We start from the raw sequence: 17,076 nt of genomic DNA, 5'->3' as shown, positions 1-17,076 counted from the left end.
GCCTTACTTCCCTTGCTCTTATCTTCCTTATCCCCTTCCTCTCCTCCCGCGTAACTTAGCTAGCGACTACTTGAATATCGACTTGTGCCGCTACTTCAGAATACAACTTGATTTCAGCTTGATAAGTACCAAGGTGGTTAATATCGGGAATGGTAATTCCACGCCGATCGATTTCTTGACCGGTGGCTGCCTTAATTGCATCTGCAACATCTTGAGTGGTGATAGTACCGAAAATTGCTTCGTTTTCACCAACTTGTTTAGCAATTGTCAAGCTGCCAACTTTTTCTAAAGATTCTTTTTGCTCAAGAGCTTGTTGTCTGAGTTCTAATTGCCGTTGACGCTCTTGCTCACGACGGCGTTCTACTTGCTTGAGAATACCAGGAGTGGCGTTGGTTGCCAATTTTTGGGGAATCAGATAATTACGAGCGTAGCCAGGAGCTACTTCCACTAAATCGCCAGATTTTCCCAGCTTACTGATATCTTGATTTAAAACTAACTGCACGCGCTTCGCCATCGTTTTTCGTTTTTCCTGTAAAATCTGATTAATTTGGGTTTGGGCTGCATAGCTCACAATGTCAGTGTTGTATTCCAAGCTTGTGTGCCTATACCCTAAAGCTTACAGATCCTAGCGAAAGGAAGGGTGCGATCGCAACTATTAGAGAAAATTGAATGAATTGGGGAGTGGGGAGATAAAGGAGCAGAGGAGGCAGGGGGAGCAGGGGAGCAGAGGGGACAAGGGGACAAAAGTTTAGAACTTCCAACAAGTCTTTCCCCTTGTCCCCAATTCTCTTTGTCCCCAAGTCCTCTTCCCCATGCCCTAAAAATTATTTCTCATTTCCCGTATCCGCGCAAAGGTTTGCACTGCATCGCTACTCTTAACAGTTGATTGTAATGATTGCTGATCCCAACGTAAAAAGGGATTGGTGCGCTTCTCCACTCCCAGCAGCGAGGGGATGGTGGCTTCTCCTCGATTACGGTAAGCTTTTACTTCATTGAAGCGTCTTTGTAAGTCGCCATTGCCGCCATCCACAGTTAGGGCAAATTGCAGATTTTTTAAAGTGTATTCGTGGGCACACCAGATGCGTGTATCATCGGGCAGAGAGCGCAGTTTACTTAAAGAGTCCACCATTTGGCTCGGTGTGCCTTCAAACAAGCGACCACAACCGCCAGAAAATAAGGTATCGCCGCAAAATAAGTCGCCTGTCTCACCAGCTTTTTCTGGGGGAAAGTAGTAAACGATGTGAGCGCGAGTATGTCCGGGAACAAAGATAACTTCAGCTATGCGGTCTGCAAACTTGACGCGATCGCCTTCTTGCAAAAACACCTGCTGTCCGGGAATTCTACCACGATCCTCCGCTCCTCCATAAACTATAAGTTGCGGGAATTGTTCTATTAGTTGCTTATTACCACCCACATGATCGTTATGGTGGTGCGTGTTAAAAATTGCTACTAATTCAGCTTTTAATTCTGCCAGTTTCTCTAATACTGGTAGAGACTCCGCCGGGTCAACAACGGCGGCAATATTTTGTTTATGGTCGTGTAGCAAGAATATGTAGTTGTCTGAGAGTGCTTCCAAACGGATTACGTGCATTACCTTTGCCTCCCTTACAACATAGATGTTTGGTATTGAGTAAGCTTTTGTGCTTACAAGTGGCACAATTAAATTTTTGGTGAAAAACTTCAAACCCTCTCCCCTGCTCCTCTACTCCTCTGCCCCCTTGCAGTCTCAACAAGCAAATTAAGTGATTATTAGCCTAGCAATCCTAAGTCTAAGCAAGTAACTAAGCTAATTGCATAAATTGTTTCAAGCATTTATACGCAAGTTAACACAAATGTAATACGTTATTAACAGTTATGATAATATACAACCGTAGTTATACCGTCAACATACCACAAAAAAGCAAAATTCATCTGGATTTATCAGTGAATTTTCTCTGGAAATACCTGCAAATACAAAGTTAGATTTATTTAATTATTTCCTGTTTTAAGGATACCAAAAATCCATTCAATCGTAGTGGATATTTCCTTTTAATTATCGGGTTTAATAAATTGAAATTCTAATATGTATATACATTGGTATTTTAAAGCTTAAGCAAATATTAGGAATATTGGCCTTTAAAGTTTTTATACATGTTAGTAATCTCTGCAAAATCTGGACAACTAGGTAACAGATTATTATTATCTGCTCATTTTATGGCATTTGCAAGTGAAAAGAATTTTACAGTTTTAAACCCAGCATTTGAAGAGTACGCTGATTTTTTTGAGTCAACATCTCAAGATTTTTTATGCAGCTATCCTTCTAACCAATTTTCAATTTCAGGAAATAAACTGCTACGCAAATATTACTATAAAATAAATCGTTATTTAGCTGAAAGTGGGCTTTTTAACACAATTGATATTAAGCGTAATCAGCCCTTTAACTGGAGTAATTCAAACATTACAAAAGAGTTAAAAGCAGAGAGTATAAACTTTTTTCAAGGATGGATATTTCGTGATGGATGGTTTATAAATGATATCTCAAATTTACAAAAACATGGTCAAAAAATTCGTGCTTACTTTCAACCTTTAAAGAATTATCAGTTAAATGTAGCAAAACTCATATCCAATATTCGTAGCCAGACTGATGTACTCATTGGAGTCCATATCCGTCATGGAGATTATCAACAACATCAAAATGGCAGATATTTTTATTTAGTTGAAGATTATTTAAAAGTTATGGAATCAGCACAAATGCTATTTCCTAATAAAAAAGTAACATTTTTGATTTGCTCAAATCAAAAGCAAAATGACAAATATTTTCAACATTTATCTTATGCCTATGGCAATAATCATATAATTGAAGACATGTATTCTTTAGCTAAATGTGATTATATTATTGGCCCTCCTAGTAGTTATACTATGTGGGCATCATTTTACGGTGAGCGACCTCTCTACATGATTAGGGATGTAAATAAAACATTAAAAATTGAAGATTTTGTTCACTTCTACCAATGGCAAGGAGTTTTTTATTATAACGAAGACTGGAGTAAAAATTTTTGGGAATGGACACATTAAATTAAATTGACAAATGAGGATGAAAAATAATAATTATTTAACTGAGTTATGAAACAAGAAACTAGAGGATTTATTACAATTTTAACTGGACTTTACCCTTTTCAAGATTGCATTCACTTTTTAGCAGCAGTTAGAAAGTTTCATCAAGAACCAATAATCATTTTAATTGATCAAGTTCCGAAAATTCTCTATCCTTTTTTAAAGGCTTTCAAAAATGTAATTTTAAAGCCTGCGCCTGCAAATGAAAATACTGTTTTAGCATCACGGCAAGCAAAACTGGCTCTATATGCAGCTTCTGAATTTGATAAAACTATTTACTTAGATTCTGATATTTGCTTACTTTCCGATCTCAACGATGTATTTGAGTATTTGGATGAATATGATTTGCTATTAACTGAAGATGTTCAACCTTCTATTATTAAAGCTACAAATTTGCTCCGGGGCAAGCAAGAAGACATTTTGCCGAATGTTTTGCAAATTCTGCAATCTACCGGATTACCTTTGCAAGCAGATAGTGTGCAATATAATAGTGGTTTGATAGCTTTTAGGAAAACAGAAGTCAACAAGGTATTTTTTGATAAATTTCAAAGTTATTTTGAAATTGTCAAAAATAATCAAGATAAATTACTTTTAAAAGACCAAGGGGCTTTTGCTTCTGCGATCGCATCTGTAAGCCCTAACATGAAAATACTACCACCTACCTATAATTATCTCAGTAAATGGGAGGAGGCTTATAATATTCAGGATAGTATTAAAGTTCTTCACTGTACCTATCCTTATCGACCTCAATACGCTAAAAACATTACCCGTTCTTTGTACACAAGGGTATTTGACAGATTTGCTAAAGTATTTTTACCTAATCAAGTTACAAATCCCTGGCGCAAGAAGTGACATCTTTTTATGAATATATGCACAAGCCTTTTTCCTGTATTAAAGAATAATTCTAAATATTTATCAATATTTAAATTGCGAATTTCCAGGAGGAAACATCAAAATTGAAAGTTTCATTAATTGTTGGTGATTTATCTGGAGGCGGTAGTATTCGAGCCTTTTTACTAGCTCAAGTCCTGCAAAGCCTCAATTATCAAGTAGAGATTGTTGGTTTTATTTATGGTAAAGAACTGTATGCTATTCCCCCATCTGGCATTTCAGTTGTTTCTCTCCCAGGTACAAATTATCCAGAATTTCTGATATCTGCTCGTCAACTATTGCAAAAAATAGATGGAGATATTATTTATGCTGTAAAACCTAAGTTTACAAGTTTTGGCTTATCACTACTAAAAAAATTTATTGGTCGTCGTCCTTTAATTTTAGATATGGATGACTGGGAACTCAGTTGGCACGGAGGTGATGAGTGGAAATATCGTCCTAGTCTTAAGCAATTCTATCGTGACATTTTCAAGAAAAATGGCGCATTAAAATTTCCAGATCATCCACTGTATCTCAAGTGGATGGAAAACTTAGTAGCAAAGGCAGATGCAGTAACGATAGATACTGACTTTCTGCAAAAACGCTTTGGTGGTGTTTACGTACCTAATGGTAAAGATACCGCAATGTTTGACCCCCAGAAGTATGATTCTGAGACTAGCAGAACGGATTACGGTCTTTCTGAGTATCGAATTCTCATGTTTCCTGGGGCACCACGACCTCACAAGGGGGTTGAAGACATTCTAATGGCACTCGATTTGCTAGATGAGCCAGATTTGAGATTAGTGATTGTGGGTGGTAGCCCTTACGATGATTATGACGATAAATTGATTCAAAAGTGGGGACGTTGGATTATTAAATTACCCAGGTGCTCCGTAGAATTAATGCCTAAAATTGTAGCATCCGCCCACATTGTAGTTGTTCCCCAGCGAGATACTTTGACTGCTCGCGCTCAGTTTCCCCTAAAGTTGACAGATGGAATGGCAATGGCTAAACCTGTATTATCTACACGCGTTGGAGATATTCCCAAAATTTTAGGTAATACTGGTTATTTAGTCGAGCCTGCTTGTCCCGAACAGCTTGCGAAACAAATACAATTGATTTTTCAGGATTTCGAGTCAGCAGAGCAGAAAGGTATCAAGGCAAGAGAAAGATGTGTGGAACTCTATAGCATAGAGACTATGGCTTCTGTGCTCAAGTCGGTAATTTCTCGATTGTAAATCTTGATGGAGGTTTAATTTATTTGATGATTAGTAAATTTGGCAAGTATAGTGTGAATAATATTAATAAATTAAAGTTGCATAAAAATAGCCAATGTCTACCAGAAAACTACTACTAAGATTTGCTAAACCCTATCCAGGTTTGATTCTGCTGACAATATTGTTAGGATTTTCTGGAGCCTTATTTAATGGAATTAGCACAGCTTTAATTGTGCCAGTAATTTTAAAAATTGTCGGACAAGAAGTAGATTTAAGTTCTGCTCCTCCCATCCTTAAAAGGTTGATATCTCCCTTTGATAATACTCCAGAATCTTACCGGATAGTAATAATGGCCGGAACGATTCTCTTGACAATTTTTTTAAAAAACTTAGCTACTTATGCCAGCTCATTAGCATCGAGTTCTTTAACTCGAAAGCTAACATCAGATATGCGCGAAACTGGGTTAAAGCTATTATTAGAAGTTGATATAGATTATTATGCAAAAACAAAGGTTGGTGATTTAATCAACCGTCTGGGTGGAGAAATTGGTCGGGCTGCAAGTGCGATAGGTAGTACAGTCAAGATAGTTATCCTGGGAATAACAATTTTAGTTTTTGTCGGTTTATTACTGTCAATATCTTGGCAGTTGACAATTGCTTCTACGCTTTTGCTGTTATTGGTGACGTTAATAAATCAGTATGCCATCTCTCAGTCGAGAACTTTTGGTAAGCAGTTGAGTGAAATGTCTAGAGCATATTCAATCTCTGTGCTGGAGACTTTAAACGGAATCCGACTGGTAAAAGCAACGGGAAATGAAGAAAAAGAATATCAACGGATTCAAAAATTAATTCGCGATCGCGAGTTAGCAGATTTCCAATCTCAGGTTAATTCGGAAGCGATTACACCTTTGAGTGAGGTGATGGGTATTACAGCTTTACTGCTAATTGTACTTTTGAGCAAAACCTTCTTTGCTGGTCAGGTTTCCTCTCTTTCCACCGTACTTTTAACATATCTATTAGTGCTGCTGCGAGTGCTGCCATTAATTTCTCAGTTAAATACTATTCGCAGTAACTTTGCCAGTACCGCCGCCAGTGTAGATGTGGCAAATGAATTTTTAAGCCTTCATGATAAGCCGTTCATGGATAAGGGTAAGCTTCCCTATACAAAATTAGAAAAGGGCATATCTTTTAATTCTCTTCGCTTTGCCTATCCTGGTCATGAAAAAATGGTACTCAAAGATGTAAGTTTATTTTTACCACATGGCACGACCTTAGCATTAGTAGGCAGTTCTGGTGCTGGTAAATCCACTTTAGCAGACCTTTTACCTAGATTCTATGACCCAATAGCTGGCAGTATTACCATTGACGGTACTGATTTGCGGGAGTTCGATGTTGTATCCCTGCGAAAGCGAATGGGGATTGTTAGTCAAGATACTTTTCTTTTTAATGACTCGGTGCGAAACAATATTGCTTATGGGCGAGAAGAGGCTACAGATGATGAAATTCTGACAGCAGCCAAGCGAGCAAATGCTTATGAGTTTATTAGCAAATTGCCTCAAGGATTTGACACCTTAATTGGCGATCGCGGCGTAATGTTATCTGGTGGACAAAGGCAAAGATTAGCAATCGCCCGCGCCTTGCTCCAAAATCCAGAAATTCTGATTTTAGATGAAGCCACCAGTGCTTTAGATACCGTTTCCGAGCGTTTAGTACAATCTGCACTAGATGAATTGAGTCGCGATCGCACAACCCTTGTAATTGCTCACCGCCTTTCCACAGTCCAAAAAGCCGATCAAATTGCCGTATTAGATCAAGGAAAGGTGGTAGAAGTAGGAACCCATGATGAACTGTTACCAAAAGGTGGTTACTACTCACGTTTGTACTCAATGCAATTTAGCGAGCAGCCTAAGAAAGACTTAATTCAGACAAAAATTTTTAAGGCAATGCGCCTAAACTCAAAGAAATTTGTTGAACATCCTGAAGCCGCTATTAAATATAAACAAAGCTTGCTCCGCATCTCTCACGAAATTCGGACACAGTTGAACTCAATGATTGGGTTTCTGCACTTATTACTTGACGAGCTAGTAGACAATTCTCAAGAACAGCAGCAATTAATTGAAGATTCTTACAAATCAGCTTGGAGAATTATCAACACCATAGATGTTTTTGAAGATGTTATTAACTTGCAAACAAAGGGAGAATTTATCTCAATTTCTGAAGAAAATCAAGATATTATACGCACCTATTGTCAGACATTTAATTATCTCTCCAGTGAGTTTCGGACTTCTCTCAATCTTATACTTGGCTCTCTCCGTTCTCTAACTGATAATTTGATATATACCCCAGAAGAACAAAAGGGATTAATTACTGAAAATTATGAATCTGCTATATCTTTGCTCGACAATTTAGAAAAATTTGAAAATAGTATTAATATCTAAATTTATGAAAAATTCTGCTTTACAAAAACACTATATTTTTTTCATTGGTGAAGAGTTACCGCAGCCAGAGGCTCACCTAGTGCAGTCTACAAATGCAGCTAACGGCGCTGCTAACTTGGGATACTCAACAGTTTTGGTATATCTTGAAAAAGGAGCAAAAGCTATTAATCCAGCTAATTTAGCTCGTCCTTTTCAACCCAGAGAAACACCAACAGAACTGATTAAATATTACAACCTCCATGACAAGTTAAAAGTTGCTCCTTTACCTATGCCTTGGCCAATTGACCATTTTCGGAGCAAATTTACTGACTCTAACACCATTGCCAGCAAGTATTATTTACCATTTCACATACTTCCAACTACTAAACTTGTCCACAGTCGTAACTGGAATTTTGTCAAAGCTGCCATCAAAAATGGCGTTCCGGCAATTTATGAACACCACCACCACGAAGACAAACCATTTGAGCCAGAAATTGTTAAAAATCCGCTATTGCAAATTGCTGTTACCGTTATAGACACCATCCGCGAAAGCATGATTAAAAATGGTATGCCACCAGAAAAAGTGATTACAATGCACAATGGTTTTAATCGCTTATTTATGGAGAGACAACCAGAAAAAGCAACCGAATGGCGTCAAAAACTATTGCAAGATGAAAGTCAAAAATTGGTAGTTTATGCGGGAGCTTTACAGCAATTCAAGGGTATCGATGTATTAATTGATGTAGCTCAAGAAATGCCTAATGTGGAATTTGCTTGTGCTGGTGGTAAGCCAAAAGATATCGAATATTATCAGCAATTGGTAAAAGAAAAACAAGTTCATAATATTAAATTTTTGGGCTATATATTACATAATGATTTAGCATCTTTGCTACAAGCAGCCGATGTTTTAGCTCACCCTCATTGTTCGGGAAAAGCGGCAACTTTCACATCTCCATTAAAGCTCTTTGACTACTTCGCCTCTGGAACTCCCATTGTAGCAACAAAAATTCCATCATTAGTTGAATTTCAAAATACTCAAGCGTTCACCGGAGGTGTTGGCGAAGCCATCGCTGCTTGGTGTGAGCCAGATAATCCCAGCAAATTTGCCGAATGTCTAAAGCGGGTTTTAGAAACTCATCCCAGAAAAATAGAAGGTTATCCAGATAGTATCAATTTCGTTAAGCAGTTCTCTTGGGAAAATAGAGCAGCAAAAATCCTTAGTTATGTTGATAAGTCTCTGTTACCCCAAGTTGTTTTATAAGGAAAATAACTAATAATAACTAACTCATAAATAAAATGAATATCAAAACTGTAGGCATGATTAGCAGTTATCGAGGTTTAGAAACTAGAGCCGATTGGCTGTGGCAACAAACTCCAAATCAATTTGGAGCTTGGGGCAATATCCAAATGCAAGCATTGGCAGCAAAACCAGATTATCTGCTGATGTATCAATTTGATTTTCCTCAAGCAGCGCCAAAAACATCTTGGTTCGATAGTTTTCGTACACGGCAGCAAAAATCAGTAATAAGTGTTGATTCTCTACTGCGTGATGTGAGTAAAGAACGGATTATTTATTTACTAAGAGAACCGCCTCTAGATGAAATTGTAGAAATCACTAATCATAATTACCAAGAAGCCAAAAAGTATTGCGGTTACATTTCTGGCCCAGATGATTTTGCCCCCACTCCTGACTACATGCCTGCTATTTGGTATCATTCAAATTCATTTCAAGATTTAAATGAAATGCCACCTCCTGAAAAGGTTGCTCTATGTAGTTGGATTACTTCAGGAATTAGCCGCACTGTCAACCATCGCCAGCGTTTAGACTTTTTGCAGTCTCTACAATCTAGTGGTATTAAATTTGATTTGTATGGACGCAACTTACCACAATGGGCGAAAAAGTCAGGGGAACTGGGTAATAAGTGGTATGGGATGGCACCATATTATTACAATCTAGCAATCGAAAATTATGCTGATAATAATTGGTATGTGAGTGAGAAACTTTGGGATAGTTTACTTGCCTGGTGTTTACCAATTTACTATGGCGGCCCGGCTGCTGATAAATTATTGCCACCTGGTAGTTTTTTACGATTACCCAGTTTAGATGAAAAAGGCATTGCCTACATCCAAGAAATGACAGCTACACCTGATGCTTGGTATGCTGCCAAAGATGCGATCGCAGAAGCACGTCAAATCATTTTACACAAATTAAATCTGCTTAACTGGTTGTCAAACTTTGTTGATCAACACTCATAAATTATGAATGGTATTTGTACTCTTGGCAATGATTATGTTTTCGATCAATTGGTGGCTCTGCTTAACAGTATTGATGCGATATTGGGCCCAGAAACGCCTGTTTGTATCTATCCTTTCGATGATCAGACACAGCGAATTGCTGATGAAATAGCTAAACGACCTAATGTATTTCTTTACGATAATCAAGAATCAATTAATCGCTGGGATGAATTTATGCTTTCAGCAGCGCCAGAACGATTGAATCGTAGTAAATTCCGCTTATATGGCGCTCACCGTCGTTTTTGTGCTTTTGATGGGCCATTTGATAAGTTTATCTATTTAGATGCAGACACCTTAGTAATGAACTCTCTGGCGGCGGTGTTTGAAAAATTAGATAGCTATGATTTTGTTGTCTATGATTTTCAATTTAAAGATGTCACTAAAGTATACAATGTTAATTCGCCTAAATTACTAAAAGTTTTCGAGCAAAAACGCATTGATTCCGAAATATTTTGCTCAGGCTTCTATGGTTCAAAACAGGGCATATTTAATACAGAGCAAAGAGATTTTTTAATATCCCATCTACAAAAAAATGGTGAAGCGGAAATTTTGTATGAAGGTGCTGGTGAACAACCACTGATCAACTACATGGTTATGAGGTCTAATCTTTCTCTTTATAACTTTGCTCAACAATTACCAGATAATCAAAAAACTGGATGTTCTGCCACATCTAAGCACTTTGAAGAACGAGAACATATTCTCTATGACAAAGACAATCGACTAACTTATATTCATTATATTGGTGTTCCTCCTAATATTAATCAAGCAGTATGTGCTGGAGAAAATATTGAGTTTCCTTATCGAGATTTATTTCTCTATTATCGTTATTTACACGAGCCAGAAAAGCGTCCAGTCTTTACAGATCCTCCTAAAAGTTATGATGACGCTCCAATACCAAATTTACTTACAAGAGCTTTGCGAAAACTTAGGTTGATTAACCAAGGATAATTTATGAGTAGGGGCATTTATATTGTTGCCAATGACCGGGTTATTGATAATGCGATCGCTTTACTTAATAGCATTCGTTACTATGACCCAGAAGTTACCGTTTATCTCATACCTTTTAATGAAAATTATCATAAGGTAGCAGAGCAGCTTACTACCTTACATAAAGTGGAAATTTTTCCAGATTTAGAACTTATTGATAAATTTACCAAACGCATCGGAGAAATTTTTGATCGAGATTTCCTGGCTTTACCCAACAAGATGCGTAAACTAGTGGCGTGGTTTGGCCCTTTAGATGAGTTTATTTATATTGATACTGATATTGTCGTTTTTGAAAAAATCGTTGACAATTTAGACAAACTTTCAGAAGTTGATTTTTTCTGTTGCGATTACCATCATGCTAATGACAAGCTGCGAAATATATTTTCCCCATTTGTGAAAGAGCAGCAAATTTTTTCAGATGCCCAACTTGAAGACGTTTTCAATAGCGGTTTTTGGGCTTCTAGGAAAGGAACTATTACCGAACAACAAATGGACGAAGCTTTGCGCGAATGTGCTGCACATCGAGAATATTTCGATTTTTCTGAAGGAGTTACAGACCAACCTATTTTAAATTATCTTGTTCTTAAACTAATTGCCAAACGTGGTAATCTCGTCAAAATTCCAGGAGGCGGGCCTGGTAGTTGGGCCGGTTCGCAAAATTTCCAACAGCAAGACTACGCCCTCTATGACCGAGGACAACGACTAAAATATCTCCATTGGGCTGGTACACGGATGAAAGTTGGTAGTCCCTATTGGCAATTGTGGGAACATTATCGCTATCTCCATGAAGGTAAATTCGCCTTCATCCCTAAACTGACTCGCCGTTTATTTCCCTTTGTTACTGCCCGTACTTAATATTAGGAGTATCCCAATGACTGATGGCATTTATATCCTAGCCAATGATGTCGTCTATGACCAATTAGTTGCATTGCTCAATAGTATAGAAGCTAATGCCGGCAGGAAAATTCCTATTTGTATACTTCCATATAATGAGCAGTTAGACAAAGTAAAGGCAGAGATTGCCTCTAGAGATAATGTCAGCTTATTTGAAGATTATGATTCCATAGCTTACTGGGATGACTTTGCTACTCAGATATGGAAAAATTATCCTAGAGCACAGAAAACTTGGCGAGGGTGGGGCTTTCCAGAACTCTATCGGCTACCAATGCACCGCAAATTGTGTGCTGTGGACGGCCCCTTTGATAGATTTATTTATTTTGATGCAGATACTTTGTTAATGGGGCCTGTAGATTATGTATATGAAAAATTAGATGCCTATGATTGGGTAGTCAATGATTTTCAATATAAGTCTGATTTAAAATTTGTTTTTGATGGTTTATCAGAGCAAATGCAGCAAGTTTTTAATTTAGATAACTTGCAATCTAAGATATTTTGTGCTGGTTGGTTTGCCACTAAGAAAAACATTTTTTCTCCAGCTATAAGAGCCGACTTTCTCGACAAATTAATAGCAGGCGAAGCCGAAGTCATGTGTTGTTTAGGCCCTGACCAATCTTTATTTAACTATATGGTATTGAAAAGCGGAATTCCATATTATAACTTTGCTTTTCATGACTGCAAACACTCAACAGGTAATCACTGGAGTTCTCAATTTGATATAGTAGATAACGTTCTTTATGACCAAGGACGGCGGCTGACATATCTGCACTATATGAGTATAAATTCATCAAACTTTACTCAACTTTGCGCTGGTGAAGATATTAATATTCCATATCGAGATGTATTTTTATATTATAGATATTTAAAGTCGCCAGAACAAAGACCCACAAGCTTGAAGCGTCAGAGTCCACTACTACGTTTGCAAAAGACTAGTACAAGTTTTTTCAATCAAAAAATCAACAATATCAAGCTAAACTATCGTAATTTCAAGGATAGAATTACTAATCAAACTTGACTTAAAGGTTGTGTAGTTTTTAGCTTATCTATTGCTTAATTATCGGTAATAAAAATCAAAGTCTTTCAAAGTTAAAATTCTTAAACGCAGTAAATTATATAAATACTTAATAATTTTATTGCTTTTAACTATAATTTTCTGTCCAATGAAGCGTTCGGGGTATTCTAACTTTGTTTGTTGCTCAAAATATATTGCCATATCCTCCATTTTCGATTCTCCCTTTTTGATTCTGACAAATTCGATTCTATTCTTAAAGAAAGAGATACCATCCATTGCACTCCATCTAACTGGTAAACCGGCTTTAGCAGCTGCTAAACCTATTGCATTTCCTTCGCAATCATACAGTCCATTTAACTCACAATAAGATGCCAGAATTTCCCACTGTTTAAGAAATTCTATTTCCTTTCCAGAGTCTTTTGTAACTGTAAATAGATATTCATAAACAAAGTTAATATTTTCATTTTCTAGTTCTAGATTTAACTTTGAAGCGGCCTTTTTAGCCACTTTAAACTCTTTCAGAAGTCTGGGGTCGGGATTGCCAGTTAGAACTCTAGCATACTTTTTTGTCATGTTTTCACAACCTCTTGCCGTTATTCCTGGCATTGAAATGCATTTCAGATTTTGTGGAACTGGCGCTAATATTCGCATATCTGCATCAATGAATATGCATGAATTAAATAGAGATAAACTCTTGGCTATTGCAAATCTTTTGTCATGATAAAACTTAACGCTTTGTTGTCTATGCTTAAATGCCAAAACGTTAGGTTGTTGGCTAAAGTCGCTAGGAAAATCAGTTAAAATAACAAAAGATGTGTTGGGCGAATATTTTTCGATATCTTTTGCTAATAACAATGCAAGATTGCGATAGTTCTTGCCACATGCTAAAGTACAAAAACAAAATGCCTTTTTGTCTTGATTCATAGCTTTTTACGCTCCTTCTAATTAAATAAAAATCTGCAACGCCAAAATTCTAAACAAAGTCGAGTATACTTTGAGTCATACTTGTTATCTTTTTAGCAGAGATACTGCGGATGCAAATTTCAGTATTTGTACGTAATCTTAACGCAATGAAATCTTAGATTTATAAAATTTTAATACAAAATAGGTATTCACCACTAGCTAATGATCTCATTTGTAGCGAAATATCATTGCTGGCGGTGATAATTTAGGGTAATTTGGATGTTGATGAAGCGTTATACTATCTAAGAAAAAGAATCTAAATCTAAAGATTGCATACCTTCGCGTTCTATAAAGGTCATCATACTTCCCAGTTGCAACCAAACTAATAAACAAGTAAACAGACTAATTGGTAAACCGACTCCTAAAGCCAAGGAAGTAGGAAAGCCAAATATTGCTAACCCTGAAGACAGAAATAGACTAGTACCGCCAGTTATACCGATAAATGGCACAAATAATTGTTTGAGTGAGGAACGCGGTTTAGTATTTTCTGTTCGTTCGCTTGGCCATTTTTGTACAATTACTTTCAAAGTGCCAGATAATGCTAAACCAGATGTTAATGCTGTTAGAAAGCCAACAAGTAACAGAAAATAAGGTGGTTGTAGAGGAAAATAGTACATCAAAACTCCTGATTATATTAAAGATTTTTTAGTTTTTATTTGTTGACTGATTCCCAGCAAAAAGCGCAAGGGATGTAGCTTTTGGTAGGATAGCAGCTGCGCCTTCCCTGGATAAGTCTGTTAAAATTCCGATCGCTACATTTAATAAACGATCTGGTTTTATGTCATCTTTAACCAGGTTCCACAGGCGTTGGACATCTTCGGTGTGGAGGCGGTCATCTTCAGTAAGAGCAAGCACCAGCTGCCGCCGCAGAAATTTGCCTTCTTCCGAAATTAAAAATTGGAACCCCATCTGGGCTGTGGGTAACACATCAAAGTTATTATCAGTCCGAGCGATCGCAATCAAATTCTCTAATCGCTGCCACTGAAATTTACCATCTTTGAACAACACATTCAATAATCGCCGCCGTAATTCTGGCGATTCCCCTGTCAGCAAGCGCCGTGCTATATAAGGATAACCCACCTCAACAATTTTGAAATTCGGGTTGAGGCTAAGGGCAATACCTTCTTGAGTCACCAAAGAACGAATAATCAAAGCAAACTTCGCCGGGACTCGGAAAGGATATTCATACATCAGTTCCGAGAATTCATCGGTAATAGTTTTGAAGTTAAAATCCTTGACATTTTTACCAATTGCATTTCCCAGCACCGCTTCCAAGGCTGGCACAATCGGGCAAATATTCGTGTCTGGAGTCAAAAATCCTAATTTTACAAAATCTTCGGCTAAGTCGGTGTAGTCTTTATTCACCAAATGTACTAGCGCATCCACTAGTGTTTCTTTGGTGCTTTCCTCCAACTGATCCATCATGCCGAAGTCAATATAAGCCATCCGACCATCGGGCACAGCAAACAAATTGCCAGGATGAGGGTCAGCGTGAAAGAAGCCGTGTTCTAAAAGCTGTTGCAACCCTGATGTAACGCCAATTTGGATAATCGCTTCTGGATCTAAACCTGCTTCCTTGATGCGTTTAGTATCTGTCAACTTAAAGCCGTCAATCCATTCCAGGGTTAAAACGTGGGTATTTGTATAACGCCAGTAAATGCCTGGAACTTTTACTTGCGGGTCGTTGCGGAAGTTACTAGCAAATTTTTCGGCGTTGCGGCCTTCATTTATATAGTCGATTTCTTCAAATAACTTCGTGCCGAACTCGTCCACGATTAAAGTTAGGTCGTGACCGAGATTGAGGGGCAACCAGGGAGCTACCCAACTCGCCCCCCAGCGTAATAGATAGAGGTCGCGGGTGAGAGTCGGGCGTAAGTTGGGGCGTTGCACCTTCACTGCGACTTCTTCGCCGCTAATTAGACGACCACGGTATACTTGACCCAAGCTAGCTGCTGCTACTGGACTAGGCGACAGTTCGCTAAAGCTTTCGTGAATGGGACGGTCTAGTTCAGTTTCGATAATTTTGTAAGCGATCGCATTATCGAAAGGTGGTAACTGATCTTGTAACTTGATCAGTTCTTCTAAAAAGTCCTTACGGATTAGGTCAGGCCGGGTAGAGAGGGCTTGACCAACTTTGATAAAAGTTGGGCCAAGGCGGGTGAGCAGTTCTCGCAACTGGATAGCTCGTTTACCCTTGTTCTGCTCAACTTTATCTTGCCATTCGTCCCACTTGAGACTGAGTATAAATCCCGCAAAAGAGAAGATAATTCTCAGGAGTCGCCCCCATGCTAACCAGGGACGGTAACTATAGTAGCGAGCGATCGCCTCTGGATTATAGAGTTTTAGCAGAGCAGGTTGATACTGACCCACGCCTTTATTTGCCTCTTCAACTGAAAAATTTACAATGATTGTTTTTCTCCTAACCCACAAATTACTTGCAAGTTCAGGATAGCGGTAGTCTTTTATCTAAAACAACTAGAACTCTACCCCTTTGGGATACGGTTCGCCGTGATTTTAGCTTGTGTTACTGCCTAAGATTTGTTTATCTTTTTCTTAATTATACTTTATAAAACTACAACTACTTATCCCACTTTTAGATGATTTTATTTTTTCTTAACCATTATTTATAAAAATATAAATATCTACCTGTGTCTGATTATGCAAATTTAAATCAACTGCGATCGTAAGTAACTTTATTTACTAACATTTATATGAAGTAGTAGTACTATTACTGTCTTGGATTTAATCTTTGTTACCATTCTCGCTTCGGAATAAATTCCAAGGTTAATAGCTTACATTCCTCTCAGGAGGATTAAACCAATTCGCAATAGGCAACTCTTGGAGACCCTAAAAGCGAACGCCCCGCTACGAAGAGAGCAATTACGTTTTGTAACAGGGATTTAGATTTAGGCGTTCAATTCGCGCTGCTTGATAGAAGCAGGAGACTTAAATCCCTGAACCTCGTTAAATACAAAATTTTCAGCCATGTAGAAGGCTATCTTATAGCGCTCTGAGTTAAGTAGGTATAGAACCCAGAGCAAGCTCCTGGCTTCCTCTGATGTACCTCATTTAATTAGGAAAAGCTTGGAAAATTTCAGTCCACTTGAGTGGACTTTAGCTATGAACCGCAGAACTTAAGTTCTGGGCGGGATATCGGATGAGCGCGACACTTTAACTATTATAAGAATATGGATAATGATAATAGTATTTACATCGTGCTGTACTAGCCCTAGAATTGTATAGTTTAGGTAGAAGAATCAACCCCAAACTTATAACAGAATTATTATTTATAAGTATTATAAATTTGGTAACTGGTAGTGATTTAG

The 17,076-nt window shown here is 37.7% G+C and carries 14 protein-coding genes; 9 read left to right on the top strand and 5 right to left on the bottom strand.

Annotated elements, in window-relative coordinates:
* Window positions 1-55 precede the first annotated feature (55 nt).
* Together rplI and gloB are read right to left on the bottom strand one after the other, a co-directional pair.
* On the bottom strand, window positions 56-514 hold the full coding sequence (gene rplI, locus RMZ43_RS22510) for a 50S ribosomal protein L9 (RefSeq protein WP_229488332.1): 459 nt from the start codon (window positions 512-514) through the stop codon (window positions 56-58).
* Between the two features lie 303 nt (window positions 515-817).
* On the bottom strand, window positions 818-1,591 hold the full coding sequence (gene gloB / locus RMZ43_RS22505; RefSeq protein ID WP_322653541.1) for a hydroxyacylglutathione hydrolase: 774 nt from the start codon (window positions 1,589-1,591) through the stop codon (window positions 818-820).
* A 539-nt stretch (window positions 1,592-2,130) separates the two neighbouring features.
* On the opposite strand from gloB, the gene RMZ43_RS22500 reads away from it, so the two are divergent.
* The 9 genes from RMZ43_RS22500 (at window position 2,131) to RMZ43_RS22460 (ending at window position 12,790) form a co-directional block, all read left to right on the top strand.
* A complete protein-coding gene (locus tag RMZ43_RS22500) occupies window positions 2,131-3,054 on the top strand; it encodes an alpha-1,2-fucosyltransferase (RefSeq protein WP_322653540.1) in 924 nt (307 codons plus the stop codon).
* Between the two features lie 48 nt (window positions 3,055-3,102).
* Window positions 3,103-3,945 carry a hypothetical protein gene (locus RMZ43_RS22495; protein WP_322649275.1) on the top strand — a complete coding sequence of 281 codons (843 nt, stop codon included), beginning with the start codon at window positions 3,103-3,105 and terminating at the stop codon, window positions 3,943-3,945.
* A 104-nt stretch (window positions 3,946-4,049) separates the two neighbouring features.
* Entirely contained in the window at window positions 4,050-5,201 is a 1,152-nt protein-coding gene (locus RMZ43_RS22490) for a glycosyltransferase family 4 protein (protein ID WP_322653539.1), read from the top strand.
* Between the two features lie 94 nt (window positions 5,202-5,295).
* Complete coding sequence (locus tag RMZ43_RS22485; RefSeq protein WP_322653538.1) at window positions 5,296-7,617, top strand: ATP-binding cassette domain-containing protein; 2,322 nt, start codon at window positions 5,296-5,298, stop codon at window positions 7,615-7,617.
* Between the two features lie 4 nt (window positions 7,618-7,621).
* Complete coding sequence (locus RMZ43_RS22480) at window positions 7,622-8,857, top strand: glycosyltransferase family 4 protein (RefSeq protein ID WP_322653537.1); 1,236 nt, start codon at window positions 7,622-7,624, stop codon at window positions 8,855-8,857.
* Window positions 8,858-8,892: 35 nt separating this feature from the next.
* On the top strand, window positions 8,893-9,852 hold the full coding sequence (locus RMZ43_RS22475) for a glycosyltransferase family 10 domain-containing protein (protein ID WP_322653536.1): 960 nt from the start codon (window positions 8,893-8,895) through the stop codon (window positions 9,850-9,852).
* A gap of 3 nt (window positions 9,853-9,855) precedes the next feature.
* Complete coding sequence (locus tag RMZ43_RS22470; RefSeq protein WP_322653535.1) at window positions 9,856-10,839, top strand: Npun_R2821/Npun_R2822 family protein; 984 nt, start codon at window positions 9,856-9,858, stop codon at window positions 10,837-10,839.
* A gap of 3 nt (window positions 10,840-10,842) precedes the next feature.
* Entirely contained in the window at window positions 10,843-11,733 is an 891-nt protein-coding gene (locus tag RMZ43_RS22465; protein ID WP_322653534.1) for an Npun_R2821/Npun_R2822 family protein, read from the top strand.
* Between the two features lie 16 nt (window positions 11,734-11,749).
* Window positions 11,750-12,790: an Npun_R2821/Npun_R2822 family protein gene (locus RMZ43_RS22460; RefSeq protein ID WP_322653533.1), complete on the top strand. Its 1,041-nt coding sequence runs from the start codon at window positions 11,750-11,752 to the stop codon at window positions 12,788-12,790.
* A 39-nt stretch (window positions 12,791-12,829) separates the two neighbouring features.
* Here RMZ43_RS22460 and RMZ43_RS22455 read toward each other — a convergent pair whose 3' ends face one another.
* The 3 genes from RMZ43_RS22455 to RMZ43_RS22445 all read right to left on the bottom strand — a co-directional run bounded on the left by RMZ43_RS22455 (window position 12,830) and on the right by RMZ43_RS22445 (window position 16,120).
* On the bottom strand, window positions 12,830-13,711 hold the full coding sequence (locus RMZ43_RS22455) for a hypothetical protein (RefSeq protein ID WP_322653532.1): 882 nt from the start codon (window positions 13,709-13,711) through the stop codon (window positions 12,830-12,832).
* Between the two features lie 281 nt (window positions 13,712-13,992).
* The gene (locus RMZ43_RS22450) at window positions 13,993-14,367 is read right to left on the bottom strand and encodes a hypothetical protein (protein ID WP_322649284.1); all 375 of its coding nucleotides are present in this window, start codon (window positions 14,365-14,367) and stop codon (window positions 13,993-13,995) included.
* A 28-nt stretch (window positions 14,368-14,395) separates the two neighbouring features.
* Window positions 14,396-16,120, bottom strand: coding sequence for an ABC1 kinase family protein (locus RMZ43_RS22445; RefSeq protein ID WP_322653531.1), 1,725 nt, complete (start codon window positions 16,118-16,120; stop codon window positions 14,396-14,398).
* Window positions 16,121-17,076: the final 956 nt, after the last annotated feature.

The sequence above is a fragment of the Nostoc sp. CmiVER01 genome (genome assembly GCF_034531135.2).
In the GTDB taxonomy this organism is placed as follows: domain Bacteria; phylum Cyanobacteriota; class Cyanobacteriia; order Cyanobacteriales; family Nostocaceae; genus Nostoc.
This window is presented reverse-complemented; position numbering and strand designations above follow the sequence as displayed.

Excerpts from the sequence above, each read along its gene's own strand:
- rplI (WP_229488332.1), bottom strand. The coding sequence starts at position 514 with ATGGCGAAGCGCGTGCAGTTAGTTTTAAATCAAGATATCAGTAAGCTG.
- gloB (WP_322653541.1), bottom strand. The coding sequence starts at position 1,591 with ATGCACGTAATCCGTTTGGAAGCACTCTCAGACAACTACATATTCTTG.
- RMZ43_RS22500 (WP_322653540.1), top strand. The coding sequence starts at position 2,131 with ATGTTAGTAATCTCTGCAAAATCTGGACAACTAGGTAACAGATTATTA.
- RMZ43_RS22495 (WP_322649275.1), top strand. The coding sequence starts at position 3,103 with ATGAAACAAGAAACTAGAGGATTTATTACAATTTTAACTGGACTTTAC.
- RMZ43_RS22485 (WP_322653538.1), top strand. The coding sequence starts at position 5,296 with ATGTCTACCAGAAAACTACTACTAAGATTTGCTAAACCCTATCCAGGT.
- RMZ43_RS22480 (WP_322653537.1), top strand. The coding sequence starts at position 7,622 with ATGAAAAATTCTGCTTTACAAAAACACTATATTTTTTTCATTGGTGAA.
- RMZ43_RS22475 (WP_322653536.1), top strand. The coding sequence starts at position 8,893 with ATGAATATCAAAACTGTAGGCATGATTAGCAGTTATCGAGGTTTAGAA.
- RMZ43_RS22470 (WP_322653535.1), top strand. The coding sequence starts at position 9,856 with ATGAATGGTATTTGTACTCTTGGCAATGATTATGTTTTCGATCAATTG.
- RMZ43_RS22465 (WP_322653534.1), top strand. The coding sequence starts at position 10,843 with ATGAGTAGGGGCATTTATATTGTTGCCAATGACCGGGTTATTGATAAT.
- RMZ43_RS22460 (WP_322653533.1), top strand. The coding sequence starts at position 11,750 with ATGACTGATGGCATTTATATCCTAGCCAATGATGTCGTCTATGACCAA.
- RMZ43_RS22455 (WP_322653532.1), bottom strand. The coding sequence starts at position 13,711 with ATGAATCAAGACAAAAAGGCATTTTGTTTTTGTACTTTAGCATGTGGC.
- RMZ43_RS22450 (WP_322649284.1), bottom strand. The coding sequence starts at position 14,367 with ATGTACTATTTTCCTCTACAACCACCTTATTTTCTGTTACTTGTTGGC.